The organism is Serratia sp. SCBI, from assembly GCF_000747565.1.
Lineage (GTDB): Bacteria > Pseudomonadota > Gammaproteobacteria > Enterobacterales > Enterobacteriaceae > Serratia > Serratia ureilytica.
In genome coordinates, this window is record NZ_CP003424.1 from 2,728,054 (window position 1) to 2,753,481 (window position 25,428).

Here is a 25,428-nt window from a genome sequence, read left to right on the forward strand (position 1 = left end):
ATGGCACTCTATGCTGGCATAGACTGCGGTACGCAAGGCACGAAAGTCGTGATTGTCGACAGCACACAGGGCGTGATCCTCGGTGAGGGCAGCGCCCCTCACCGCCTCATCAGCCAAGCCAATGGCCGGCGCGAACAAGAGGCCGACTGGTGGATTGAGGCGTTGGTCACCGCGTTTCATCAAGCCGTGACTAACGCCGGTATTGATGCCGGGGAAATTAACGCTCTCGGGGTCTCGGGCCAACAGCATGGATTTGTGCCGCTGGACGCAGATGGCAACGTGCTGCACAGCGTCAAGCTGTGGTGCGATACCGAAACCGCGGAGGAAAACGAACTGCTGCTGCAGCGGCTCGGCGGCGCCAAGGGCTCGCTGGACAAGCTCGGCCTGCGGCTCGCCACCGGTTATACCGCGTCAAAAATCCTTTGGTTCAAGACGCACCATCCGGCGCTCTGGGCAAAACTGCACACCGTGCTGCTGCCGCATGATTATTTGAACTTCTGGCTGACCGGGGAGCGTGTAGCGGAATATGGCGATGCTTCCGGCACCGGGCTGTTCGATGTGCGCGCCCGTAGCTGGAGTCAAGCCGCCGTCAATCTTATCGATGACAGCGGCCGTTTATGGCATGCCCTGCCGCCGCTCAAAAGCGCGGAATGCTGCATCGGCACGGTGCGCCCCTTCGCGGCGGAAAAGCTCGGCCTCGGCCCGGCAGTTCGGGTCTCGACCGGCGGCGGCGACAACATGATGGCGGCCATCGGTTCCGGCAACATCGAGGCCGGCACCGTTACCCTAAGCCTGGGCACCTCCGGCACGCTATTCGCCTGGTCCGCCGCGCCCGTCGTGGCGGAATCCGACATGATTGCCGGTTTCTGCTCCAGCACCAACGGGTGGCTGCCCTTGATATGCACCATGAATGTCACCTCGGCCACCACGGCCATGCAGACGCTGCTGGACGAAGATCTTGACGGCTTTAACCGCTTATTGGCGCAGGCGGCGCCGGGTGCCGGCGGCGTCGAGATGCTGCCGTTCTTCAACGGCGAACGCGTTCCCCCGCTGCCCCACGCGCGCGCCAGCCTGCATAACCTCGATAGCGACAATTTTACTCGCGCCAATCTCTGCCTGGCGGTGGTTGAAAGCGCCACCTACGGCCTGCGCTATGGCATCGAGCTGTTTCGCCGACAGGGCATCGAAACGCGCGAGATCCGCCTCACCGGCGGCGGCGCCCGCAGCGTCGCCTGGCGACAAATCGTCGCGGACGTGATGGGGTGCCCGGTGGTCTGCCTGAATGTCAAAGAGACCGCCGCGCTGGGCGGCGCCATTCAAGCGATGTGGGCGACGTCGTTGGCCGATCGCCCGCACCAGAACGCCGCCGGGCTCTTGGCTGAACTGTGCCAACGCTTCGTTTCCCTGGATGAAGCCACGCGCACGATGCCAAACGCCGACAGGCAAACGCAATACGAGACGCTTTATCAACGGTACCTGCAGCGTTTGCAGCGGACATACCCGGAGGTTCAATCGTGACGCGAGATCCCCATACGCAAGCCCCTGCCTACCTGCTGGAAGTCAGCGGCGTCAGGAAAGCCTTTGGCCCGGTCGTGGCGCTCAAGAACGCCGAGTTTTGCCTGCGGCGCGGATCCATCCATGCCCTGTGCGGCGGCAACGGCGCGGGGAAATCCACCTTTCTCAGCATTCTGATGGGCTTTATTCAACCCGATGGCGGCGACATTTTTATCAATGGCCAACGCTGTGAATTTCATCATCCCCGGGAAGCCCTCAATGCCGGCATCGCCATCGTGCAGCAGGAGCTGAGCGCGATCCCGGACCTGACGGTGGCCGAAAACATTTGGCTGGGCCGCGAGCCGAGACGCCTGGGCTTCGTCGACTTTGCGACGCTCAACCAACGCACCACCCGTCTGCTCGAGGAACTTGATTTCAAGATCGACGCCCGAGAAAAAATGCGCAACCTGAGCGTCGCCGAGCAGCAACTGGTCGAGATCGCCAAAGCGCTGTCGCACGCCAATGCCGACATCATCATCATGGATGAACCCACCTCGGCGATTGGTGAAGAGGATGCGCAAAAAATCTTTCAGACGCTTCAGCAACTGGCGGCGAAAGGTAAAGGCATTATCTACGTCTCCCACCGTTTGTCCGAGATATTCCAAATCGCGGACAGCTACACCATTTTCCGCGATGGCGCCTATATCCATGAAGGCTATATCGCCGACATTACCCGCGAGCAGTTGATCGAACACATTATCGGCGGCGAGTACGACAGCGAGTTCGCCAAGTTCAATCAACCCGGCGAAGAGGTCTTGCTGGAGGTCAACGGCCTGTGTTGGCGCAGCAAGATAAAGGATATCAGCCTGCAACTGAAGCACGGTGAGATCCTGGGCATCTACGGCCTGGTGGGATCGGGCCGCAGCGAGTTTCTCGATCTTATCTTCGGCATTCAGCATGCCGACGCCGGCACGATTCGCTTGGGCGACAAGACGCTGAACCGCCATTCCCCGCGAGAGGCCATCGATAGCGGCATTGCCTACGTGACGGAAGATCGCAAGGAAACCGGCCTGGTGCTGTGCCGTTCCGTCAGTGAGAACATCAATATCGCCTCTTTTGCCGGCATCAGCCGAATGGGGTTCGTCAGCGAGAAACGGGAGCAGGCGCGAACCCGCGACATGATCCAGCGCTTTAACGTTAAAACCCACGATGGCGAACAGCCCGTGGGCAACCTGAGCGGCGGCAACCAGCAAAAAGTGGTGCTGGGCCGCTGGGCGCTGTTGGATCCGGAGGTTTTGCTGCTCGACGAGCCGACGCGCGGTATCGACGTCGGCGCCAAGAAAGAGATCTATCGATTTATGTCGGAGTTCGCCTTGCAAAACAAAGGGATCATCATGGTTTCCTCCGAGCTTTCGGAAATTATCGGCATGAGCGATCGCATCCTGGTGTTTCGTGACGGGCAGTTGGCCGGCGAGCTTTCGGCAGCCGATGCGACTCAGGCAGCACTGATGAAACTTGCGGTTTAACAGAGAGAGAAAAACAAATGAGCAGCGCCCACTCCTTATCACCAGGAATGTCATTTTTCACCCGCAATAAGCGCCGTATGCACAAATACGGCATTATCATCGCCTTCTTCGCGCTGTGCCTGATCGCGGCGCTGATTGGCGAATATCAGGTCGCCCAGGGGGCCTGGAGCAGCAATTATTTTCTCAGCAATGAAAACACCCTGATCGTACTGCGCCAGGTCTCGATCAACGGCATTCTGGCGATAGGTATGACCTTCGTCATCATCACGGCAGGCGTCGATCTCTCCGTCGGCTCGGTGCTGGCGTTAAGCGGCATCGTCGCCGCCCGCTTCGCCACCAACAACAGCGGATTGGCTATCGGCGATACCGCGACCGCCGTTATGGCGCCGCTGATCGTGGCGCTGGGGATCGGCATCGTCTGCGGCCTGGTGAACGGCACCGTGTTGGCTCGCTACCGGCTGCAGCCGTTTATCGTCACCATGGGCATGCTCTCCGCGGCGCGCGGGTTAACCATGTTGACCACCAACGGCAATCCGGTATCGCAATTGAACAGCGATTTCCGCTGGTTAGGCAATGGCTACCTCGGCGGCGTTCCGGTGCCGGTCATCATCTTCATCGTGCTGTTCGCCCTCGCCTGGCTCGTGCTGAATAAAACCCTCTTCGGGCGCTACATCTACGCCGTCGGCGGCAACCCGAAAAGCGCGCGCACCTCGGGAATTAACGTCACGCGCATCAAAATACTGGTGTATACGCTGTGCGGCGCGCTGGCCGGCATCGCCGGCCTGATCCTCACCGCGCGCACCGGTTCGGCGCAAACCAACGCCGGCGCTGGGTATGAGCTGGACGCCATCGCGGCGGTGGTGATCGGCGGCACCAGCATGGCCGGCGGCGTCGGTACGCTGGTCGGCACCTTCTTCGGCGTGCTGATTATCGGGGTGATGAATAACGGCCTCGATCTGCTCGGCGTGCAATCGTATTACCAACAAATTATCAAAGGCGCATTGATCGTTCTTGCCGTCTTGCTCGACCCATCGCGTAAGCAACAGCGCGATTAATAACATCAGACCCAACTCTACCAGGAGAAAACCATGAATAAGACCAAGATAGCGTTGTTTGCCTCTGCCATGCTGTTCGGCAGCCTGTCGGCGGCTCAGGCCGCCCCGGTTAAAATCGCGGTATTGATGTACGGCAACAAAGCCGAGTTCGTGCAATTAATGGAAAGGTTCGGGAAAGAACACCCGGCGGTGAAAAGCGGCGAAGCGGTGCTGACCTTCTACGATGGGCGTTATGATGCATCGGTGCAAAACGATCAGGCCGCCACCGCTATCCAAACGCGCGCCGATGCCATTATCGTCAACCCGATGGATTTTGAGGCCAATATCGATATCGTCACTAATGCCAACGAAGCCAAAATCCCGGTGGTGGTCACCAACGCGCGCCTGAACACGGACGCGATGACGTCTGAAGTGGTGTCTAATGACGAGTTGGGGGGATACCTGGAAGCCAAAGCCGTACTGGACAAACTCGACTGCAAGAACCAGAAGGTGAACGTGGTGATTATCGAAGGCCCGAAAGGCGGCAGCGGCGAGATCCAGCGCGGCAAGGGCAATGATAAAGCGATTGCCGAGTGCGGCGCCGGCCAGGTGACCGTGCTTGAACGTAAAACGGCCAACTGGTCACGCGCTGAAGCGCAGCCGTTGATGGAAAACTGGCTGCAGAAACACCGGGGAAAAATCAACGGCGTGATTGGCCAGAACGACGAGATGGCGCTGGGCGCCATCGAAGCGATTAAAGGGGCCGGCCTGAACGTGAAAGACTTCGCGATTGCCGGCGTTGACGGCGTTTCCGACGCGATTCATGCGGTGCAGGCCGGTGAAATGGTCTCTATCCTGCAAGATGCCAAAGGCCAGATGCAGGGTTCCATCGACGTCGCGCTGCGCGCCGTGAAAGGGGAACGTTATCAACCACAGTCGGATATCTGGAAACAGTACGCCAAAGATCTGAAATGGGAGGGCGGCACGCAGAAGCATTATTATATTCCGTGGACCGTCGTCACCGCAGAGAATGCCCAGCAACTGTTGGACGCGCGCGAGTAATGTCCGGCGCCCCCTGCCCTCAGGGGGCCTTTGCTCCGAAGCTTGCCGCAGGCAAAAAAAAGCCAGCACGGAGGGGCTGGCTAAAAAGTTCTTCGAGGGAATATCTTGTGCGATAAACATACGCCTTTCGCCGCACGCTTTACTAGCTATCAGTGCGATAGGCGCTGCCCGTTAAAATCAACGCCTGCATATCGGCGAACATCGTTTCCCATTCCGCCTGGCCGATATCCATCAAACCAAAGTAACGCAGCATAAAGGCGCCTTCGGTGGCGAGAAACGCCAGCCGCGCGCGCTTACCCTCTTCGGTAGTCAAATCCAGCCCGGCGATGCGGCTGCGATACCATTCGCGCGTGCTCGCCAGATGCTCCGGCGTTTGAATCAGCGTCGCCATCAACCCGGCGGCCTTGGCGCTGGCGGTCTGATCCGAACTTTGCGTCGCCAGCATATGCGCCCGCACGCCGGTCTGCGGCGAAGGATCGTCGCCGGCGATCTCCGCGAACAGCGTTTCATAGGCGCTGCCCCAGCGATCGAACATCGCGTCGATCAGGGCGTCTTTGCTGCCGAAGCAATACTGCACCCCGCCCTTGGAGATCCCCATCGCTTTGGCGACGGCGTCGATGGTCAAACCGGCGGCGCCCTGGGTGGCGACAATCTCTTCGGCGGTGTCCAAAACCTTGTCGCGATCGATGCTGCGTTGACGTCCCATTAAGAAACCCTTCTTTTCAATACGAACGTATGGATATATATTATCACCAGTATACCACCCGGCATCGCCGGAGGGTTACCGCAATGGCGGCGCCTTCGCGCCGCCCACGTAAACTGGATTATGACTTATGTACGCCAAGAACCGCTGGTTGATCCTGACGATGGTCGCCAGCGCCCTTTTCCTGATTGTTATCGACATGACGGTGCTCTATACCGCTCTGCCACGTTTAACCCAGGCGCTGGACGCCAGCGCCTCGCAAAAACTCTGGATCGTCAACGCCTACCCGCTGGTGGTCGCCGGGCTGCTGCCCGGCGCCGGCATGCTGAGCGATCGCGTCGGCCATAAGCGGCTGTTTCTCGCCGGGCTGCCGGTGTTTGCCGTCGCTTCGCTGTGCGCCGCCTTTTCGCCCACCGCCGAATGGCTGATCGCCGCACGGGTGTTCCTCGCCGTTGGCGCGGCAATGATGATGCCCGCCACGCTGTCCATCGTGCGCCACGTCTTTACCGACGAACGCGAACGCGCGCTGGCGATCGGCATCTGGGCCTCGGTGGCCTCGGGCGGCGCGGCCATCGGCCCGGTGGTCGGCGGCCTGCTGCTGGAGTATTTCTGGTGGGGATCGGTGTTCCTGATCAACGTACCGGTGGTGTTGCTGGTCTGGCCGCTGGCGTGGAAACTGATCCCCCGCTGCGGCGGCGATAACCCACGTCCCGCCGATATCGTCGGCTCGGTGCAGATCATGATCGGTCTGGTCGGCTCTATCTATGCGCTGAAGGAACTGAGTAAGCCGGCGCCTGACGTCAGCGCGTTGCTCGCAGCGGCCCTGATCGGCATCCTGTTCCTGGCGCTGTTCGTGCGTCGCCAGCAGCGCAGCGCCCACCCGATGATCGATTTCTCTCTGTTCCGCAACCGGCTGTTCGCCGGCGGCATCGGCGTGGCGCTGCTGTCGATGGTGGCCCTGATCGGCGTCGAGCTGGTGCTCAGCCAGCGATTGCAACTGGTGCTCGGCCTCAGTCCGCTGCAGGCGGCGCTGTTTATTTTGCCGATCCCGCTGGCCTCGGCGCTGGCGGGGCCGATGGCCGGTTTACTGTTGCCGCGCTATGGCGAACGCAGCATCATCCTCGGCGGTTTCGCCCTGACCGCCTTCGGCATCGCCGGCCTCGCCCTGTTGTATCAAAGCAGCATGGTGCTGCAGCTGGTGAGCCTGGCGTTGGTGGGCTTTGGTCTCGGCGGCGTGATCACCGCCGCGTCCACCGCCATCATGCTGAACGCGCCGGAGGAGAAGTCCGGCATGGCGGCGTCGATCGAGGACGTTTCCTACGAGCTGGGCGGCGTGCTGGGCGTGACGTTGCTCGGCGGGCTGATGACGGCGGTCTACAGCCATAGTCTGGCGCTGCCGGCGGAGCTGCCGGTCAGCGAGTTGGCCTACGACAGCATCGACGAGGCGTTGCGCCTGGCGGCCGGGATGGCGGCCGATCGCGCGCAGCAGCTGACGCAGTTGGCCCGTTTGGCCTTCGATCGCGCGTTTATCATGGTGCTGATCGCCGCCGCGCTGTTAATGGCGCTGGGCGCCGGCGTGGTAAAACTGGCGCTGCGCAAGTAACCGATAAAAGCGACTTTTTTCGCCTGCGGATCCTGCGTAAACTGATTCGGCAATTTGCTCGACGGATTTATCGTCATCGGTTTGAGCGATGGCAATGATGCCTGTTATCGTGTTTAACCCTGCGATAAATCCGGTTACTGTAACAGCTATGGAAATTGATTCTGTCTACCCTTGGAACGAATAATCAGGAGAAGATTATTATGGCAACGGCGAAGAAAGCAGCGAAAACCCATATCGGCCTCGACAGTAAACAATCGGCAAAACTCGCCGAAGCGCTAAATGCGCTGTTGGCGAATTATCAGGTGCTGTATATGAATGTGCGCGGCTATCACTGGAATATTACTGGCCCGCAATTCTTTGAGCTGCACGCGAAATTCGAAGAAACTTACAACGATCTGTTGACCAAGGTGGATGAGCTGGCGGAACGCATTCTGACGCTGGGCTCGCAGCCGCGCCACGCTTACAGCGACTATCTGAAAACCGCCGATATCAAGGAACACACCAATGTGACCGATGATAAGGGCACGCTGCGCGGCCTGTTGGAAGGGTATTCAATCTTGCTGCAACAGCAGCGTGAACTGCTGACGGTCGCGGCGGACGCCGGCGACGAAGGCACCGCGTCGCTGATGAGCGATTACATCAAAGAGCAGGAAAAACAGGTCTGGATGCTCAACGCCTACCTCGGCAAATAAACCCAGGCGCCATAACAAAACAGTCCCTCACGGGACTGTTTTCGTTTTACCACTCGCAGGATACCGCAAACAGCAGCGCGCGCCGATGCTGATCGTCCAGGCGACGGCGCACCCGGATAATATGGCGATTGCTGCAAGACTGGCGCTCCAGCCAACGATGCCGACGGCGTTGGCTCTGCCGCAACATTCGCCAACGGCCCACTTCATTTCTACTGCGTCTCATAATTCCGTCACTCGTTCGTCTAATGCCAACCGCGGGCATTATAGCCCTTTCAGCCCGCGATCCAAGTCGCCGTTATCGGCAACATCGCAGGCGCCGCGCCGCTAAAAGCCGCCCTTTCGATTTCGGCAAGTGCCTTAACTTCATCATATTTATGTAACATAAGCGCCGATAAAAGGTTTCGCCTTGACCGATCTGTGCGTACACTCATCATTGGTGGTTTGCGAACGGGATTTTTCGCCTTTATGACAACATTTTATACCGTAATCAGTTGGCTCATGGTGTTCGGCTACTGGCTGCTGATCGCCGGCGTGACGATGCGCATTTTGATGAAACGCCGTGCGGTTCCCTCTGCCATGGCCTGGTTGCTGGTTATCTATATTCTGCCGCTGTTCGGCATCGTCGCCTATTTATCGTTCGGCGAGCTGCATCTGGGCAAGCGCCGGGCCGAGCGCGCCAAGGCCATGTGGCCGTCGACCGCGCGCTGGCTGAAAGAGCTGAAAGAGAGTCGCCGCATCTTCGCCACCGAATACAGTAAAGTCGCCGAACCGCTGTTCCAGCTGTGCAACCGCCGCCAGGGCATCGACGGCGTCAAGGGCAACCAGCTGCAGTTGCTCACCACCACCGACGACACGCTGAAAGCGCTGATCCGCGACATCGAGCTGGCGCGCCACAACATCGAAATGGTGTTCTATATCTGGCAGCCCGGCGGCCTGGTCGATCAGGTGGCCGAATCGCTGATGGCCGCCGCGCGGCGCGGCGTACACTGCCGTCTGATGCTGGACTCCGCCGGCAGCCTGCAATTTTTCCGCAGCCCCTACCCGGCGATGATGCGCAACGCCGGCATCGAAGTGGTCGAAGCGCTGAAGGTCAACCTGCTGCGCGTATTCCTGCGCCGCATGGATCTGCGCCAGCACCGCAAGGTGGTGCTGATCGACAACTACATCGCCTATACCGGCAGCATGAACATGGTCGATCCGCGCTATTTCAAACAGGATGCGGGCGTCGGTCAATGGATCGATCTGATGGCGCGCATGGAAGGCCCGGTGGCCACCACCATGGGCATCGTCTATGCCTGCGACTGGGAAATTGAAACCGGCAAGCGCATTCTGCCGCCGCCGCCGGACGTCAACATCATGCCGTTCGAGCAGGAAAGCGGCCACACCATTCAGGTGATCGCCTCCGGCCCCGGCTTCCCCGAGGAAATGATCCACCAGGCACTGCTGACCTCGGTTTATTCCGCGCGCGAACAGCTGATCATGACCACGCCGTACTTCGTGCCGAGCGACGATCTGCTGCACGCCATCTGCACCGCCGCTCTGCGCGGCGTCGAGGTCAGCATCATCGTGCCGCGCGACAACGATTCGATGATGGTGCGCTGGGCCAGCCGCGCGTTCTTCTCCGAGCTGCTGGAAGCCGGCGTGAAAATCTATCAGTTCGAAGGCGGCCTGCTGCACACCAAGAGCGTGCTGGTCGACGGCCAGCTCAGCCTGGTCGGCACCGTCAATCTGGATATGCGCAGCCTGTGGCTGAATTTCGAAATCACCCTGGTGATCGACGACGACGGCTTCGGCAGCGATCTGGCCTGCGTGCAGGAAGATTACATCGCTCGCTCCAAGCTGCTGAACGCCAAAGAGTGGCTGAAGCGGCCGTTCTGGCACCGCCTGGTCGAGCGCCTGTTCTACTTTTTCAGCCCGTTGCTGTAAAAGCCGCGGCGAGCGTGCTTTAATAGCGCCAAATCATTTGTTATCAGGATTTTTTTATGGATTTGAATAACCGCCTTACCGAAGACGAAACGCTGGAACAGGCCTACGACATCTTCCTCGAATTGGCCGGCGACAATCTGGATCCGGCGGATATTCTGCTGTTCAATCTGCAGTTTGAAGAGCGCGGCGGCGCAGAACTGTACGACCCCTCCGAAGACTGGAGCGAGCACGTGGATTACGACCTGAACCCGGACTTCTTCGCCGAAGTGGTGATCGGTCTGGCGGACAGCGACGGCGAGCCGATCAACGACGTGTTCGCCCGCGTGCTGATCTGCCGCGAGAAAGACCACAAGCTGTGCCACATTCTGTGGAAAGAGTGATTCGCCGCTAACGTTTCGGATAAAAAGCCCCGCTGAATAAGCGGGGCTTTTTGTTGCCGGCTAGCGGCGCATTACAGCGGATCGACCTTCAGGCACGAAACCGCATGGCGGAAACTGCCCTCCAGCAGCGGGCGCGTCTTGGCGCACTCCGGCCCGGCGATCGGGCAGCGGGTGCGGAACACGCAGCCGGACGGCGGGTTGATCGGCGAAGGCAGCTCCCCTTCCAACAGCTGGATCTGCTTTTCCTTCTCCTTGTCCGGATCCGGAATAGGCACCGCCGACATCAGCGCCTTGGTGTAAGGGTGCTGCGGATTGTGGTACACCTCGTCATAGGTGCCCAGCTCCACCGCATGGCCCAGATACATCACCAGCACGCGATCGGAAATGTGCTTCACCACCGCCAAATCGTGGGCGATAAAGATCAATGACAGCCCCATTTCGCGCTGCAGCTGCTGCAGCAGGTTCACCACCTGCGCCTGAATCGACACGTCCAACGCGGAGACCGGCTCGTCGCAGATCACCAGCTTCGGTTCGAGGATCAGCGCGCGCGCGATGCCGATACGCTGGCACTGGCCGCCGGAGAACTCGTGCGGATAACGGTTGATCAGGTTAGGCAGCAGGCCGACCTTCAGCATCATCGCCTTGACCTTGTCCTTCACTTCCTGACGCGGCATTTTCGGGTAGTAGGTGCGCAGCGGCTCGGCGATGATTTCGCCGATGGTCATGCGCGGGTTGAGTGAAGCCAGCGGATCCTGGAAGATCATCTGGATATCGCTGCGTGTTTTGCGCCAGTCGGCGTCGCTCATGCCCAGCAGATCTTTACCCAGCCAGGCGACGCGCCCGCTGGTGGCCTTCACCAGGCCGATGATGGCGCGTGCGAAGGTGGATTTGCCGCAGCCGGATTCGCCGACCACGCCCAGGGTTTCCCCTTCGAACAGCCGCAGCGTAACGCCGTCGACCGCCTTCAGGGTTTTCGGCGGCTGCCAGAACCACTGCTTGTCGTCATGAATGTCGAAGTGCACTTTCAGATCGGCCACTTCGAGCAGCACTTTCTTGTCGGTTACCGCTGTCATACCAACGCCTCCACCGGTTTAAAGCAGGCGCGCAGGCGCCCTTCCCCAAATTGCTCCAACGGCGGAGCGCTCGCGCACTGTTCCATGGCGTACGGGCAGCGCGGCTGGAACGGGCAGCCTTTCGGCAACCGCAGCAGGTTCGGCGGGTTGCCGGGAATGGTCAGCAACGCCTCGCCTTCGGCGTCGAGACGCGGCACCGCGTTCAACAGACCGATGGAGTACGGGTGGCTCGGCTGGTAGAACACCTCGCGCGCGCTGCCGTATTCCATGGTACGCCCGGCGTACATCACCAGCACCTTGTTGCAGATGCCGGCCACCACGCCCAGATCGTGGGTGATCATGATGATGGCGGTGTTGAACTCGCGTTTCAGCTCGTTGAGCAACGTCATGATCTGCGCCTGGACGGTCACGTCCAGCGCGGTGGTCGGTTCATCGGCGATCAGCAGCTTCGGCCGGCACAGCAGCGCCATGGCGATCATCACGCGCTGGCGCATGCCGCCGGAAAACTCGTGCGGGTACATGCGCATGCGCTTGCGCGCTTCCGGCATTTTCACCGCGTCGAGCATGCGTACCGACTCTTCGAAGGCTTCGCTTTTACTCATTTTCTTATGCAGCATCAGCACTTCCATCAGCTGTTCGCCAACGCGCATATAAGGGTTCAGCGAGGTCATCGGGTCCTGGAAGATCATCGAGATTTCCTCGGCCCGCAGCTTGTTGAGCTGATTTTCCGGCAGGTTGAGGATTTCACGGCCGTTGAATTTGGCCGAGCCGCCGATGCGGCCATTGCTGGCCAGCAGCCCCATCAGGGCGAACGCGGTCTGCGATTTGCCGGAGCCGGATTCACCGACGATGCCCAGCGTTTCACCGGCGCGCAGATCGAAGTTCAGATCGTTCACCGCCGTCACGTCGCCGTCCGGGGTGGAAAACGTGACGCGCAGGTCTTTCACGTCCAGCAGCGGCGACGCTTTGACGCCGGGGGCGGTTTGCAGTTGAGGATGTTCAATGGTGCTCATGGTTGCACTCCTTAACGATCTTTCGGGTCGAGGGCGTCACGCAGGCCATCGCCGATAAAGTTGAAACAGAACAGAGTGACGACCAGGAAACCCGCCGGGAACAGCAGCAACCACGGTGAAACTTCCATTGAGTTGGCGCCGTCGCTGAGCAATGCGCCCCAGCTGCTCAACGGTTCCTGCGTGCCCAGCCCCAGGAAGCTGAGGAAGGATTCGAACAGGATCATGCTCGGCACCAGCAGCGAGGCATACACCACCACCACGCCGAGCACGTTAGGCACGATATGCCGCAGCACGATGTTGCGCGTGGAGACGCCGCACACCAGCGCCGCTTCGATGAACTCCTTGCGCTTCAGGCCAAGGGTTTGCCCGCGCACGATACGCGCCATATCCAGCCACGACACCATGCCGATCGCCACGAAGATCAGCAGGATATTCTGACCAAAGAAGGTCACCAGCAGGATAACGAAGAACATGAACGGGAAGGAGTTGAGGATCTCCAGCAGGCGCATCATCACCGAGTCGACCTTACCGCCCAGATAGCCGGACATCGCGCCGTACAGGGTGCCCACCACTACCGCCACCAGCGCGGCGGCCACGCCGACCATCAGCGAGATGCGCCCGCCGATCGCCACGCGCACCAGCAGATCACGTCCGGAGGAGTCGGTGCCGAAGTAGTGCCCCGATTCCATGCTCGGCGCGGCGGACATCATCGCCCAATCCGTATCGTCGTAGGCAAATTGCGACAGCATCGGCGCCAGCACCACAAACAGCGTGATCAGCGCCAGAATGAACAGGCTGCCGACCGCCGCGCGGTTGTGCATAAAGCGCCGACGCGCGTCTTGCCACAGGCTGCGCCCTTCCACTTCCAGCTTCTCGCTGAAGTGCTCCAGAGCTTCGCTGTTCTTTTTAGTCAACATCATTCGCGTGCTCCAGATTAATAACGGATTTTCGGATCGATGACCGCATACAGCACATCGACGATCGCGTTGAACAGAATGGTCAGAGCGCCCACCAGAATGGTCAGGCTCAACACCAGAGAGTAGTCGCGGTTCAGCGCGCCGTTAACGAACAGCTGGCCGATCCCCGGCAGACCGTAGATGGTTTCGATCACCATCGAGCCGGTGATGATCCCGACGAACGCCGGGCCCATGTAGGACAGTACCGGCAGCAACGCCGGCTTCAGCGCGTGGCGGAAAATGATGCGGCGCATCGGCAAACCTTTGGCGCGCGCGGTGCGAATGAAGTTGGAGTGCAGCACTTCAATCATCGAACCGCGCGTGATACGAGCGATGCTGGCGATATAGGCCAGCGACAGCGCCACCATCGGCAAGATGATGAACTTAGGCGCGCCGCCGTTCCAGCCGCCGCCCGGCAGCCATTTCAACGTAATCGCGAAGATCAGCACCAAGAGCGGCGCCACCACGAAACTGGGTATCACCACCCCGGTCATGGCGAACCCCATTACCGTATAGTCCCATTTGGTGTTTTGATTCAACGCCGCGATCACGCCGGCGCTAACGCCCAGCACCACCGCCAACAGAAACGCGGCCAGGCCGAGCTTGGCAGACACCGGGAAAGAACTGGCCACCAAATCGTTGACCGAATAGTCCTTGTATTTAAAGGACGGGCCGAAGTCTCCCTGCGCAAGCTGCGCCAGATAATGACCGTACTGTTTCCAGATCGGGTCGTTCAAATGGTATTTGGCTTCGATATTCGCCATGACTTCCGGCGGTAATGCGCGTTCCCCGGTAAATGGACTGCCGGGCGCGAGGCGCATCATGAAGAATGAGATGGTAATAAGGATAAATAGTGTCGGGATCGCTTCCAACAAGCGACGAAGTATAAATTTCAGCATTGCCCTAACCCTGTGCGACAGCCTGATGACGGCTTATTATTCTCAACATGGGCCGGCGACCTGCGCCGCCGGCTCTTACCGTATCAATGCTTGATGATGTACAGGTTCTTGTCGTACACGTTATCAAGCGGGTCTTTGCCGGTGTAACCACCGACGTAAGGTTTCACCAAACGGGCGTTCACGTAGTAATACAGCGGAACGATGGCGGAATCTTTATCCAGCTGAACTTCCGCTTTCTGATACAGATCGGCGCGCTCGTCTTTGGTCTTCGCGGTCAACACGTTGGCCATCAGCTTGTCGAACTCGGCGCTCTTGTAGTGCGGGGTGTTACTGCTGCTGTCGGACAGCATCATGTTCAGGAACGAACTCGGTTCGTTGTAGTCGGCGCACCAGCCGGCGCGCGATACGTCATAGGTGCCCTGATGGCGGGTATCCAGGAAGGTTTTCCACTCCTGGTTCACCAGCTTCACGTCCACGCCCAGGTTTTTCTTCCAGATGGAGGCGGCGGCGATCGCCAGCTTCTTGTGCAAGTCGGAGGTGTTGTACAGCAGGGAGAAGGTCAGCGGTTTACCCGGGCCGTAGCCGGCGTCCGCCAGCAGTTTCTTCGCCACTTCGTTGCGTTTTTCCTGCGTCCAGCCGAACCACTCCGGCGGGGTCAGCTTGGCGCCGTCGGTGTATGGCGGCGTAAAGCTGTAGGCCGGCAGATCGCCCTGGTTTTTCACCTTGTTGACGATGATGTCGCGGTCCATGCCCAGCTTCAGCGCTTCACGCACGCGCGCATCGGTGAACGGCGCCTTCTGGTTGTTGATTTCGTAATAGTAGGTGCACAGATAAGGATCGACGTGCACCTCTTTCGGGATCTCTTTCTTCAACTTCTGGAACAGTTCGATCGGCATGTTGTTGTAGGTCATGTCGATTTCACCGGTGCGGTAGCGGTTAACGTCGGTCACTTCCGACGAAATAGGCAGGAACGTCACTTTATTGATGATGGTTTTGGCGTTATCCCAGTATTCCGGGTTACGTTCCAGTACGATGCGTTCGTTGACAACCCAGTCTTTCAGTTTGTAGGCGCCATTGCTGACGTAGTTGGCCGGCAGCGTCCACTTCTCGCCAAACTTCTCTACCGCGTCCTTATAGACCGGTTTCATGGCGTAGTGTGGGGTCATTTCAACCAGATAAGGCACCGGCTCGCTCAGGGTCACCTGGAAGGTGTGGTCGTCGATGGCCTTCACGCCCAGCGTCGACTTGTCTTTTTTACCGGCGATGATGTCATCGACATTTTCTACGTGGGCGTACTGCAGGTAGCTGGCGTAAGGCGACGCGGTTTTCGGATCCACCACGCGCTGCCAGCTGTAAACGAAATCTTGCGCCGTCACCGGCTTGCCGTTGGACCATTTGGCGTCTTTACGCAGGTGGAAGGTCCAGACTTTGAAATCCTTGTTATCCCAGCTTTCCGCGACGCCCGGCACGATGGAACCGTCCGGGCTGTTGTTCGCCAGGCCTTCCATCAGATCGCGGGTCACGTTGTTTTCCGGCACGCCCTCGATTTTATGCGGGTCAAGCGACTGCACTTCGGAACCGTTGTTTTTGACGATTTCTTGCTTGTCGGCCAGTTGCACGCCTGCAGGAACGTCGGCCGCGAAGGCGGAGGTGGTTGCTGTGATGCCGAGCGCGGCGATGACGCCGGCGGCAATGAGGGTTTTCTTCGTGATGTTGGTCATACTTATCGACTCCAGTTTTTTATTATCACAGGCTCTTCGTGGAACCTGCGTTGCCCGTAAGCGGACTCTGTTTTCCCGCCGCTGCGGAACGAATGCGGCGGCGGGCCTTCCCCATATTCCCCTGCGGTTCAGCGTGAGGAATACCCCTTTTACTGCTTGATGATGTACAGATTTTTAACGTCGGTATAGTCCAGCGGATCTTTGCCGGTGAACCCGCCTACCGTCGGTTTGATCAAACGCGCACTGACGCGGTAATACACCGGAATCAATGCGGAGTCTTTGTCCAACTGCGTTTCCGCCTGTTGGTAGAGCGCGGCGCGCGCGGCTTCATCCGGCGCCTTCAGCGTGGCGGCCATGATGGCGTCGAACGCCGGGCTCTTGTAAAACACGGTGTTGATGCTGCTGTTGGACAGCACCAGGTTCAGGAAGGCGCTCGGCTCGTTGTAATCCCCGCACCAGGTGGCGCGCGCCACGTCGTACTGCCCCTGATGGCGGCTTTCCAGCGAGGTCTTCCACTCCTGGTTGCGCAGCGTGACGTCGGCGCCGAGGTTCTTCTTCCACATCGATGCGGCGGCGATCGCCTGCTGTTTGTTTTGATCGGAGGTGTTGTACAGCAGCGAGAACTTCAGCGGCTTGGCGGCGCTGTAACCCGCTTCCGCCAGCAGTTTTTTGGCTTCGGCGTTGCGCTGCTCCTGGCTCCAGCCGGCCCACGCGGGCTGCGTGAAGTTGGCGCCTTCGGTGAAGGTCGGCGTGAAGCTGTAGGCCGGGATCTGCCCCTGGCCCATGATTTTGTTGGCGATAATGTCGCGATCCAGCGTCATCTTCACCGCCGCACGCACCCGCGGATCGGTGAACGGCGCCCGCTGGTTATTGAGTTCGTAATAGAAAGTGCACAGATAAGGGTTAACGTGCAGTTGCTCGGGCACTTCGCGCTTCATTTTGACGTACAGGTACGGCGGAATGGCGCTGTTGGTGATATCGATCTCGCCGCTGCGGAAGCGATTGACGTCGCTGACTTCAGAAGCGATCGGCAGGAAGGTCGCCTGGTTGATCACCGTCTGCTTGTTATTCCAGTAGCTCGGGCTGCGCTCCAGCACAATGCGCTCGTTCACCACCCACTCTTTCAGGCGGTAAGCGCCGTTGCCGACATAGTTAGCGGGCAGCGTCCATTTATCGCCGAATTTCTCCACCACCGCGCGTTTGACCGGTTTGAGCGACGTGTGGCTCAGCATGCTGATGAAATACGGCACCGGTTCGCTCAGGGTCACCTGCAGCGTTTGATCGTCCAGCGCCTTGACGCCGAGAGTCTGCGGGCTCTTTTTGCCGGTCAGGATGTCGTCGATATTCTCGACTTTGGTGTACTGCAGGTAACTGGCGTAGGGAGAAGCGATTTTCGGATCGGCCAGGCGCTGCCAACTGTAGACGAAGTCTTGCGCAATGACCGGGCTGCCGTCGCTCCATACCGCGCCGGGGCGCAGGTGGAAGGTCCACTGCCGATAATCCTGGTTTTCCCAGCTCGCCGCCGCCGCCGGTACCACATGCCCGTTGGCGTCGGTGCTCACCAGCCCTTCCAGCAGGTTAAGAATGATATTGCTTTCGGGTACGCCCTCGACCTTATGCGGATCCAATGAAGCCACTTCGCTGCCGTTGTTGATGACAATATTCTGCTGCTGCGCCAATTGGACGCCGGCCGGAACCTCCGCCGCCAAACTGCTATTTACGGCAATGACGCTCAACGCGCCGCTAATCAACAAGGTCAAAGAAGTGCGCTTCAGGGTTTGCTGCATAATCGAGGCTCCTTTTCACCGACAAGCATCGCTTATCGAAGTTTGTGAAGTGTTTATAAGAATTCTAAATAAACGGATACCAGCAAAAATCATTCCCGTTTTTATGGCGCATTTCAGTTAATTGACCACGGGAAAGTTGCTCGGAAATTAGCAGAAGCCAAATTCCATAGCCAATAAATTTTACAAAAATGTTAAGCAATTCTCTTTTATCGCACCAAGCCCGATCCGGCCCTTGTGATGAAGGGCAAAGGAAGACATGAAAACAACTTTGATTTTAAAGGAAAAAACTCAAAATCAGTTTCATTTGAAACTGTCGACACAATCCCATTGCCGCACAAAGAAACATTCAGTTAACAAACCAGCCATTCAAAGAACAAACACCTACCTACAGGCGGTTAATCACTAATAACACCTGGATGAAAGTGAGACAAGCCCCACAGAATGATGTGATTAATTTAACAACAGCTTTACCGTTTAACGAGGAGAAAACGCGCGGAAATGGGGAAAGAAAAGTGTCTGAAATAACGCTTAGCGTTTTTTTTAAGCAGCAACATGAGATTTATGCAACATAAGAGTGCAATGGCATAAATTTTATTCATCTTGTGCACTATAATAATGCGAACCAATAAATAATTTAACTTTTAAAATTAATTTTAGCCGCGCTCAAGGTCAGAGGCGCGGCCAAGCGAGAGCGATTACAACAGGCCGGGGAATATCGCCTTAATGCCGGTAACGATAAATTCGATCCCGAGCGCCATCAGCAACAGGCCCATGATACGGGTGATCACGTTGATGCCGGTCTGCCCAAGCAAACGCACCAACAGCGGCGCGGCGCGGAACAATAACCAGCAGCAAAAAGCGAATAAGGCGATCGCCACCGTAAAGCCGAGCAGGCTTTGCCAATTGTGATAACGGGAACTCCACACGATGGTGGAACTGATCGCCCCCGGCCCCGCCATCAACGGCAGCGCTAACGGCACCACGCCGATGCTTTCGCGGATCGCGCTCTCCGATTTCTCCTGTTTGTTCTGCTTATCTTCACCCAGCTTGCCGCTGATCATCGACATGGCGATGGTCACCACCAAAATACCGCCAGCGATGCGGAACGAATCGATGGAGATACCGAACATCCGCAATATCCCTTCACCCAGGAACAGCGATGTCCATAGAATGATGGCAACCGACAGGTTGGCGGTCAGGTTGGTTTTATTGCGCCCCGCTTCCGCCTGGTAACTGGTCATACTGATAAACACCGGCAAGATGCCCACCGGGTTGACCAGCGCAAACAGACCGACAAAGAACTTGATAAAGCCGGAAAGATCCAACAGAGATTGGCCCACAGATGGCTCCGCGTTAATTGCTGTAAAGGTGTGCTAACTATGCGCGCTAATGTAATGGAATTGCCGCGGGTAATCCATCCGGCCAGAGCAGCATTTTTGACTACCAGCAAGTTAGGCAACAAAACAAATGCCCTTTGTTAAAGTGATGTATGGCCTTTTGATTTTTTATGTTGAAAAAAGAGTCACCGATCACAGTTATTGAGAATCACTCTCAAAAACACCAAGCTGAAAGGTGTCAGCTTGCACTTTTCATGATTTAGATCACAAATCAACTACCCAACAGTGGGTAAGCTCTTAGTCGTAGTCAGGGAGTAGAACAAAGTAGGCCGCAGCATCGCCGGTTCCGTTCTCCTCACTGCCTGCCCCTCCGGTTGGCGTAGGGTAAAGCTCTTTAAGCAAATCAGCAGCATGCGAAGAAATAACGCGGGAAGATCCCGGTATTCTCATCACCGCTTATCCCCGTTACGACTATACTAGTGGCTCGCACGGCTTATTTACTGAAAGAGTTTAACATTATCAGGAGAGCATTATGGCTGTAACGAATGTCGCTGAACTGAACGAGCTTGTCGCACGTGTCAAAAAAGCCCAGCGCGAATATGCCAACTTCACTCAAGAGCAAGTGGATAAAATCTTCCGCGCTGCCGCCCTCGCCGCTGCTGATGCCCGTATCCCGTTGGCCAAAATGGCCGTGGAAGAATCCGGAATGGGTATCGTCGAAGACAAAGTGATCAAAAACCACTTCGCTTCCGAGTACATCTACAACGCCTATAAAGATGAAAAAACCTGTGGCATCCTGTCTGAAGATGACACTTTCGGTACCATCACCATCGCCGAACCTATCGGCCTGATTTGCGGTATCGTTCCTACCACCAACCCAACTTCTACCGCGATCTTCAAAGCGCTGATCAGCCTGAAAACCCGCAACGGCATCATCTTCTCGCCGCACCCGCGTGCGAAGAATGCCACCAATAAAGCCGCCGACATCGTGCTGCAAGCCGCTATCGCCGCCGGCGCGCCGAAAGACATCATCGGTTGGATCGACCAACCTACCGTCGAGCTGTCCAACCAGCTGATGCACCACCCTGACATCAACCTGATCCTGGCCACCGGTGGCCCGGGCATGGTGAAAGCCGCCTACAGCTCCGGCAAACCGGCAATCGGCGTAGGCGCCGGTAACACGCCGGTCGTGGTGGACGAGACCGCAGACATCAAACGCGTGGTCGCCTCTATCCTGATGTCCAAAACCTTCGACAGCGGCGTTATCTGCGCTTCCGAACAGTCGGTCATCGTCGTTGATTCTATCTATGATGCGGTACGCGAGCGCTTCGCTTCCCACGGCGGCTATCTGCTGCAGGGCAAAGAACTGAAGGCGGTGCAGGACATCATCCTGAAAAACGGCGGCCTGAACGCGGCCATCGTCGGGCAATCCGCGCCGAAAATCGCCGAGATGGCGGGCATTAAAGTGCCAGCCAACACCAAAGTGCTGATCGGCGAAGTGAAGCTGGTCGACGAGTCCGAACCTTTCGCCCATGAAAAACTGTCGCCGACGCTGGCGATGTACCGCGCCAAAGACTTCGAAGACGCCGTCGCCAAAGCCGAAAAATTGGTCGCCATGGGCGGTATCGGCCACACCTCTTGCCTGTATACCGACCAGGATAACCAAACGGCTCGCATCGCCTACTTCGGCGATAAAATGAAAACGGCTCGCATCCTGATCAACACCCCGGCTTCTCAGGGCGGTATCGGCGACCTGTATAACTTCAAACTCGCGCCTTCGCTGACGCTGGGTTGCGGTTCCTGGGGTGGTAACTCCATCTCTGAAAACGTCGGACCTAAGCACCTGATCAACAAGAAAACTGTAGCGAAGCGAGCAGAAAACATGTTGTGGCATAAACTTCCGAAATCGATCTACTTCCGCCGTGGCTCGCTGCCAATCGCGCTGGAAGAAGTGGCGACCGACGGGGCGAAACGCGCCTTCATCGTGACCGACCGTTTCCTGTTCAACAACGGCTATGCTGACCAGATCACCAAGGTTCTCAAGTCACACGGCATCGAAACCGAAGTGTTCTTCGAAGTGGAAGCCGATCCGACGCTGAGCATCGTGCGTAAAGGCGCCGAGCAGATGAACTCCTTCAAACCGGACGTCATCATCGCGCTGGGCGGCGGTTCGCCGATGGACGCCGCGAAAATCATGTGGGTGCTGTACGAACATCCTGAAACCCACTTCGAGGATCTGGCGCTGCGCTTCATGGACATCCGCAAGCGTATCTACAAGTTCCCGAAAATGGGCGTCAAGGCGAAGATGATCGCCATCACCACGACGTCAGGCACCGGTTCGGAAGTCACGCCATTCGCCGTCGTGACCGACGACGCCACCGGGCAGAAATACCCGCTGGCCGACTATGCGCTGACCCCGGACATGGCGATTGTCGACGCCAACCTGGTGATGAACATGCCGAAATCCCTGTGCGCCTTCGGCGGCCTGGATGCGGTGACCCACGCGCTGGAAGCCTACGTGTCGGTGCTGGCGAACGAATACTCTGACGGCCAGGCGCTGCAAGCGTTGAAACTGTTGAAAGAGTATCTGCCGGCCAGCTATAAAGAAGGCGCGAAGAACCCGGTTGCCCGTGAACGCGTGCACAACGCCGCCACCATCGCCGGTATCGCTTTCGCCAACGCCTTCCTCGGGGTTTGTCACTCCATGGCGCACAAACTGGGTTCGGAGTTCCACATTCCGCACGGCCTGGCTAACGCGATGCTGATTTCCAACGTCATTCGTTACAACGCGAACGACAACCCGACCAAGCAGACGGCCTTCAGCCAGTACGACCGCCCTCAGGCGCGCCGCCGCTACGCTGAAATCGCCGACCACCTCGGCCTGAGCGCACCGGGCGACCGCACCGCGCAGAAGATTGAGAAGTTGCTGGCCTGGCTGGACGAGCTGAAAACCGAGTTGGGCATCCCAGCTTCCATCCGTGAGGCGGGTGTGCAAGAAGCCGACTTCCTGGCGAAAGTCGACAAGCTGTCGGAAGACGCTTTCGACGACCAATGCACCGGCGCCAACCCACGCTATCCGCTGATTGCCGAACTCAAGCAAATCATGCTGGATACCTTCTATGGTCGCGAATTCAGCGAAACGGTGGAAGAGGAAGCGGCTGCACCGGTCGCAGCCAAAACCGCGGTAAAGAAGTCCAAGAAATAACGGTTCCGTGAACCGATGAAAAAACCCGCCGAATGGCGGGTTTTTTATTGCGCCTGGCGCGCGGTTTTTCTTATCCCGCCGCCAAAACGCCTCAGCGGGCGCTGGCGGCATTTTCGCCCCTACTCCAGGGAGTGAATCGCCTCTTTATAATGCTTGCGACAGACGGAGACATAGCTCTCGTTACCGCCAATCACCACCTGCTCGCCGGCGTGCATCGCCTTGCCATTCTCATCCAACCGCAACACCATGTTGGCTTTACGCCCGCAGTGACAGATGGTTTTCAATTCCACCAGTTTATCGGCCCAGGCCAGCAAATATTGGCTGCCGGTAAACAACTCGCCGAGAAAATCGGTACGCAAGCCGTAACACAATACGGGAATGTCCAGTTGGTCCACCACATCGCATAATTGCTCAACCTGCGCTTTGGTCAGGAATTGGCTTTCATCCAGCAGCACACAATGCACCGGCTGCTGTTGATGCTCTTGCTGGATCATGGCGTACAGCATCGAGTCGTTGTTATAGAGCTGGGCCTGCGAGGATAAACCAATGCGCGAACTGACTTTGCCTACGCCAAAGCGGTGATCGATCTCCGCGGTGAACACCAGCGTGCGCATGCCGCGCTCTTGATAGTTATATGAAGACTGTAGCAGCGCGGTGGACTTGCCGGCATTCATCGCAGAGTAATAAAAATAAAGTTGAGCCATGGCCCCGCAACTCCGATGGTATAAGAAATATTCAAAATGTTGATTAGGACGGTAAGTGTACCATAACCCGCCCCCCGGCTCAGCCCAAAGCGAACGAATATTGCGTTCGCCGTAATAATGCGCTTTCAAGCGAAACATATCGTTCTGTCGGCCTGTTCTTTTTACAGCTATTTACAGGATAATGTATGCCTGTCATCACTATTAATTCTTGCTAATGGTTAAGCCCGGTGATTTGCCCATTAATGCCGACTTGCCCATTCCCTCTCGCTGGCGCTGCAGCCGCGGCGGAGCCCCCGTCTATTATACGCGAGCCCAATACCGGGCATTTAATCACCTGCGCCGACGCGCCAAGGTTTACTGACGCAATCTTTACCTATATACCCCTATTGTTTACAATGTCTGGCCTGCCGTGGAGTGATTAAGCCCACAGAACTCATTGTAATATTGATATAAATTACTACGATAACTTATCGATGAAAGCCTTGTGATACGCGCCTTTTAAAGCCTGTCTGCTGAAATTTTGACTTAAGCGTGCCAAGGGTAATAGTTAACAGCCCTTCCTATTATTAGTCGGACTGATCCGATTAACGGTTTTTTTAAAGGTAAATTTGAGTATTCAAGCCAATTTGGCTATTGCAGAAAAGAAAAGAGCACTCTATTATTATCGAGACGCCCCCCACCAATATAATTTGAGACTAGGACAATGAGCGAAGCATTAAAGATTTTGAACAACATCCGCACTCTGCGCGCCCAGGCAAGAGAATGCACACTGGAAACGCTGGAAGAAATGCTCGAGAAACTGGAAGTTGTTGTGAACGAACGTCGCGAAGAAGACAGCCAGGCTCAAGCAGAAATCGAAGAACGCACTCGTAAACTGCAGCAATACCGCGAAATGCTGATTGCTGACGGTATCGATCCAAATGAACTGCTGCAAACCATGGCTGCCAACAAGGCTGCCGGCAAAGCAAAACGTGCAGCACGTCCAGCTAAATACCAATATAAAGACGAAAACGGCGAACTGAAAACCTGGACCGGCCAAGGCCGTACTCCTGCGGTGATTAAGAAAGCAATCGAAGAGCAAGGTAAATCTCTGGATGATTTCCTGCTGTAATAGCGATTCAGTCCGTATCTGAAAGGCTCCCTGCGGGGGGCCTTTTCATTTTTAGAGCGTATAACCCTGATCCCGTCATTCCTCTCTCCTTTTAGTAAATATCCTAATTCGCTTTTGCGCCGTACATGAGATCGCAGCGAAAAAAAAGGGACCCAAAGGTCCCTTCTGTCGCATTTATCCGCGTTCAACTATTGAACCTGATAGAATGCCTTATACCAGTCAACAAAGCGCTTCACGCCCTCTTCAACGCTGGTTTCCGGTTTAAAGCCAATGTCACGATAAAGCTCTTCCGTATCCGCGCTGGTATCCATCACATCGCCCGGTTGCATCGGCAGCATATTCTTACGGGCCGTCACCCCCAATGCCTTCTCCAACGCACTGATATATTCCATCAGTTTAACGGGGGTGTTATTGCCGATATTATAAACGTGATACGGCGCTGAACTGGTTGCCGGCGATCCCTGTTCAACGGTCCATGACGGATCCGCCTGCGGAATAACCGCCTGCAACCGCACTATCGCCTCGGCGATGTCATCGATGTAAGTAAAATCTCGGTGCATTTCACCGCGGTTATATACGTCGATGCTCTCCCCGGCCAATATGGCTTTGGTAAACTTGAACAGCGCCATATCCGGGCGCCCCCAGGGACCATATACCGTAAAGAACCGCAGTCCGGTCGTCGGGAGACCGTATAAATGGGAATAGCTGTGTGACATCAGCTCGTTGGCTTTTTTAGTCGCCGCATACAGTGACACCGGATGATCGACAGAATCTTCGGTGGCGAACGGCAGCTTGCGATTCAGGCCATATACCGAGCTGGAAGAGGCGTAAAGTAAATGCTCAACCTTATTATGACGGCAGCCTTCCAAAACGTTTAAATGACCGATCAGGTTGGCATCGGCATAAGCCAACGGATTGACCAGCGAATAACGTACGCCGGCTTGAGCCCCCAAATGAATGACTCGCTGGAACTGATGCTCGGCAAACAATGCCGCCATGCCTTCACGATCGGCCAAATCCAGCTTGATAAAGCGGAATCCCGGCTTATCCGCCAGTCGATCCAGACGGGCCATTTTCAGGCCCACGTCATAATAATCATTCAGGTTATCAATGCCGACAACCTGATGACCGGCGGTCAACAAACGCTCTGCAACGTGATAGCCAATAAACCCTGCGGCGCCTGTAACCAGGAATTTCATGCT

21 protein-coding genes are annotated in these 25,428 nt (G+C 57.1%); 10 read left to right on the top strand and 11 right to left on the bottom strand.

Features of this window, described 5'->3' with window-relative positions; all coding sequences use genetic code 11:
- The 4 genes from xylB to SERRSCBI_RS12725 are packed head-to-tail and all read left to right on the top strand — an operon-like array spanning window position 1 to window position 5,116.
- Complete coding sequence (gene xylB / locus SERRSCBI_RS12710; protein ID WP_042784693.1) at window positions 1–1,518, top strand: xylulokinase; 1,518 nt, start codon at window positions 1–3, stop codon at window positions 1,516–1,518.
- Entirely contained in the window at window positions 1,512–3,020 is a 1,509-nt protein-coding gene (locus tag SERRSCBI_RS12715; RefSeq protein ID WP_369795933.1) for a sugar ABC transporter ATP-binding protein, read from the top strand. The genes xylB and SERRSCBI_RS12715 overlap by 7 nt, the downstream gene beginning before the upstream one ends.
- Window positions 3,021–3,037: 17 nt before the next feature.
- Entirely contained in the window at window positions 3,038–4,075 is a 1,038-nt protein-coding gene (locus tag SERRSCBI_RS12720; RefSeq protein WP_042784696.1) for an ABC transporter permease, read from the top strand.
- Between the two features lie 33 nt (window positions 4,076–4,108).
- The gene (locus tag SERRSCBI_RS12725) at window positions 4,109–5,116 is read left to right on the top strand and encodes a substrate-binding domain-containing protein (protein ID WP_042784697.1); all 1,008 of its coding nucleotides are present in this window, start codon (window positions 4,109–4,111) and stop codon (window positions 5,114–5,116) included.
- Between the two features lie 142 nt (window positions 5,117–5,258).
- Here the strand turns inward: SERRSCBI_RS12725 and SERRSCBI_RS12730 are convergent, their stop codons facing one another.
- Window positions 5,259–5,822, bottom strand: coding sequence for a TetR/AcrR family transcriptional regulator (locus SERRSCBI_RS12730; protein WP_042784698.1), 564 nt, complete (start codon window positions 5,820–5,822; stop codon window positions 5,259–5,261).
- 127 nt (window positions 5,823–5,949) lie between these two features.
- Here SERRSCBI_RS12730 and smfY point away from each other — a divergent pair, with 127 nt between their 5' ends.
- A complete protein-coding gene (gene smfY / locus SERRSCBI_RS12735) occupies window positions 5,950–7,422 on the top strand; it encodes a multidrug efflux MFS transporter SmfY (protein ID WP_042784699.1) in 1,473 nt (490 codons plus the stop codon).
- A 200-nt stretch (window positions 7,423–7,622) separates the two neighbouring features.
- Window positions 7,623–8,114: a Dps family protein gene (locus tag SERRSCBI_RS12740; RefSeq protein ID WP_019452735.1), complete on the top strand. Its 492-nt coding sequence runs from the start codon at window positions 7,623–7,625 to the stop codon at window positions 8,112–8,114.
- A 46-nt stretch (window positions 8,115–8,160) separates the two neighbouring features.
- Here the strand turns inward: SERRSCBI_RS12740 and SERRSCBI_RS12745 are convergent, their stop codons facing one another.
- Window positions 8,161–8,337: a YciY family protein gene (locus SERRSCBI_RS12745; RefSeq protein ID WP_025159792.1), complete on the bottom strand. Its 177-nt coding sequence runs from the start codon at window positions 8,335–8,337 to the stop codon at window positions 8,161–8,163.
- 242 nt (window positions 8,338–8,579) lie between these two features.
- Here SERRSCBI_RS12745 and cls point away from each other — a divergent pair, with 242 nt between their 5' ends.
- Both cls and SERRSCBI_RS12755 read left to right on the top strand, forming a co-directional pair.
- Window positions 8,580–10,040, top strand: a complete 1,461-nt coding sequence (cls, locus tag SERRSCBI_RS12750; RefSeq protein ID WP_042784700.1) for a cardiolipin synthase — start codon at window positions 8,580–8,582, stop codon at window positions 10,038–10,040.
- 56 nt (window positions 10,041–10,096) lie between these two features.
- Window positions 10,097–10,420 (top strand): HI1450 family dsDNA-mimic protein, encoded by a 324-nt coding sequence (locus SERRSCBI_RS12755; protein WP_004932139.1) that lies wholly within the window; start codon window positions 10,097–10,099, stop codon window positions 10,418–10,420.
- Between the two features lie 71 nt (window positions 10,421–10,491).
- Here the strand turns inward: SERRSCBI_RS12755 and oppF are convergent, their stop codons facing one another.
- From oppF to SERRSCBI_RS12790, 7 genes are all read right to left on the bottom strand, one after another.
- A complete protein-coding gene (gene oppF / locus SERRSCBI_RS12760; RefSeq protein ID WP_019452737.1) occupies window positions 10,492–11,493 on the bottom strand; it encodes a murein tripeptide/oligopeptide ABC transporter ATP binding protein OppF in 1,002 nt (333 codons plus the stop codon).
- Entirely contained in the window at window positions 11,490–12,506 is a 1,017-nt protein-coding gene (locus SERRSCBI_RS12765) for an ABC transporter ATP-binding protein (protein ID WP_042784702.1), read from the bottom strand. The genes oppF and SERRSCBI_RS12765 overlap by 4 nt, the downstream gene beginning before the upstream one ends.
- 11 nt (window positions 12,507–12,517) lie before the next feature.
- A complete protein-coding gene (gene oppC, locus SERRSCBI_RS12770; protein WP_033643297.1) occupies window positions 12,518–13,426 on the bottom strand; it encodes an oligopeptide ABC transporter permease OppC in 909 nt (302 codons plus the stop codon).
- 14 nt (window positions 13,427–13,440) lie between these two features.
- The gene (oppB, locus tag SERRSCBI_RS12775; protein WP_004932150.1) at window positions 13,441–14,361 is read right to left on the bottom strand and encodes an oligopeptide ABC transporter permease OppB; all 921 of its coding nucleotides are present in this window, start codon (window positions 14,359–14,361) and stop codon (window positions 13,441–13,443) included.
- 83 nt (window positions 14,362–14,444) lie between these two features.
- Window positions 14,445–16,082: an oligopeptide ABC transporter substrate-binding protein OppA gene (gene oppA / locus SERRSCBI_RS12780; protein ID WP_033643298.1), complete on the bottom strand. Its 1,638-nt coding sequence runs from the start codon at window positions 16,080–16,082 to the stop codon at window positions 14,445–14,447.
- Window positions 16,083–16,231: 149 nt separating this feature from the next.
- Window positions 16,232–17,869 (bottom strand): ABC transporter substrate-binding protein, encoded by a 1,638-nt coding sequence (locus SERRSCBI_RS12785; protein WP_042784704.1) that lies wholly within the window; start codon window positions 17,867–17,869, stop codon window positions 16,232–16,234.
- Window positions 17,870–18,564: 695 nt separating this feature from the next.
- Window positions 18,565–19,209, bottom strand: coding sequence for a YchE family NAAT transporter (locus tag SERRSCBI_RS12790; protein WP_015378089.1), 645 nt, complete (start codon window positions 19,207–19,209; stop codon window positions 18,565–18,567).
- 529 nt (window positions 19,210–19,738) lie between these two features.
- Between SERRSCBI_RS12790 and adhE the strand changes: the two genes are divergently transcribed.
- Complete coding sequence (gene adhE / locus SERRSCBI_RS12795; protein WP_033650225.1) at window positions 19,739–22,411, top strand: bifunctional acetaldehyde-CoA/alcohol dehydrogenase; 2,673 nt, start codon at window positions 19,739–19,741, stop codon at window positions 22,409–22,411.
- A gap of 119 nt (window positions 22,412–22,530) precedes the next feature.
- Here adhE and SERRSCBI_RS12800 read toward each other — a convergent pair whose 3' ends face one another.
- Window positions 22,531–23,115 (bottom strand): thymidine kinase, encoded by a 585-nt coding sequence (locus SERRSCBI_RS12800; protein ID WP_033650224.1) that lies wholly within the window; start codon window positions 23,113–23,115, stop codon window positions 22,531–22,533.
- 703 nt (window positions 23,116–23,818) lie between these two features.
- On the opposite strand from SERRSCBI_RS12800, the gene hns reads away from it, so the two are divergent.
- The gene (hns, locus tag SERRSCBI_RS12805; RefSeq protein ID WP_004932170.1) at window positions 23,819–24,226 is read left to right on the top strand and encodes a histone-like nucleoid-structuring protein H-NS; all 408 of its coding nucleotides are present in this window, start codon (window positions 23,819–23,821) and stop codon (window positions 24,224–24,226) included.
- Between the two features lie 188 nt (window positions 24,227–24,414).
- Here the strand turns inward: hns and SERRSCBI_RS12810 are convergent, their stop codons facing one another.
- A complete protein-coding gene (locus SERRSCBI_RS12810) occupies window positions 24,415–25,425 on the bottom strand; it encodes an NAD-dependent epimerase (protein WP_042784705.1) in 1,011 nt (336 codons plus the stop codon).
- Window positions 25,426–25,428: the final 3 nt, after the last annotated feature.

Coding starts and splice junctions, on each gene's coding strand:
- xylB (WP_042784693.1), top strand. CDS start 1: ATGGCACTCTATGCTGGCATAGACTGCGGTACGCAAGGCACGAAAGTC.
- SERRSCBI_RS12720 (WP_042784696.1), top strand. CDS start 3,038: ATGAGCAGCGCCCACTCCTTATCACCAGGAATGTCATTTTTCACCCGC.
- SERRSCBI_RS12725 (WP_042784697.1), top strand. CDS start 4,109: ATGAATAAGACCAAGATAGCGTTGTTTGCCTCTGCCATGCTGTTCGGC.
- SERRSCBI_RS12730 (WP_042784698.1), bottom strand. CDS start 5,822: ATGGGACGTCAACGCAGCATCGATCGCGACAAGGTTTTGGACACCGCC.
- smfY (WP_042784699.1), top strand. CDS start 5,950: ATGTACGCCAAGAACCGCTGGTTGATCCTGACGATGGTCGCCAGCGCC.
- SERRSCBI_RS12740 (WP_019452735.1), top strand. CDS start 7,623: ATGGCAACGGCGAAGAAAGCAGCGAAAACCCATATCGGCCTCGACAGT.
- SERRSCBI_RS12745 (WP_025159792.1), bottom strand. CDS start 8,337: ATGAGACGCAGTAGAAATGAAGTGGGCCGTTGGCGAATGTTGCGGCAG.
- cls (WP_042784700.1), top strand. CDS start 8,580: ATGACAACATTTTATACCGTAATCAGTTGGCTCATGGTGTTCGGCTAC.
- SERRSCBI_RS12755 (WP_004932139.1), top strand. CDS start 10,097: ATGGATTTGAATAACCGCCTTACCGAAGACGAAACGCTGGAACAGGCC.
- oppF (WP_019452737.1), bottom strand. CDS start 11,493: ATGACAGCGGTAACCGACAAGAAAGTGCTGCTCGAAGTGGCCGATCTG.
- SERRSCBI_RS12765 (WP_042784702.1), bottom strand. CDS start 12,506: ATGAGCACCATTGAACATCCTCAACTGCAAACCGCCCCCGGCGTCAAA.
- oppC (WP_033643297.1), bottom strand. CDS start 13,426: ATGATGTTGACTAAAAAGAACAGCGAAGCTCTGGAGCACTTCAGCGAG.
- oppB (WP_004932150.1), bottom strand. CDS start 14,361: ATGCTGAAATTTATACTTCGTCGCTTGTTGGAAGCGATCCCGACACTA.
- oppA (WP_033643298.1), bottom strand. CDS start 16,082: ATGACCAACATCACGAAGAAAACCCTCATTGCCGCCGGCGTCATCGCC.
- SERRSCBI_RS12785 (WP_042784704.1), bottom strand. CDS start 17,869: ATGCAGCAAACCCTGAAGCGCACTTCTTTGACCTTGTTGATTAGCGGC.
- adhE (WP_033650225.1), top strand. CDS start 19,739: ATGGCTGTAACGAATGTCGCTGAACTGAACGAGCTTGTCGCACGTGTC.
- SERRSCBI_RS12800 (WP_033650224.1), bottom strand. CDS start 23,115: ATGGCTCAACTTTATTTTTATTACTCTGCGATGAATGCCGGCAAGTCC.
- hns (WP_004932170.1), top strand. CDS start 23,819: ATGAGCGAAGCATTAAAGATTTTGAACAACATCCGCACTCTGCGCGCC.
- SERRSCBI_RS12810 (WP_042784705.1), bottom strand. CDS start 25,425: ATGAAATTCCTGGTTACAGGCGCCGCAGGGTTTATTGGCTATCACGTT.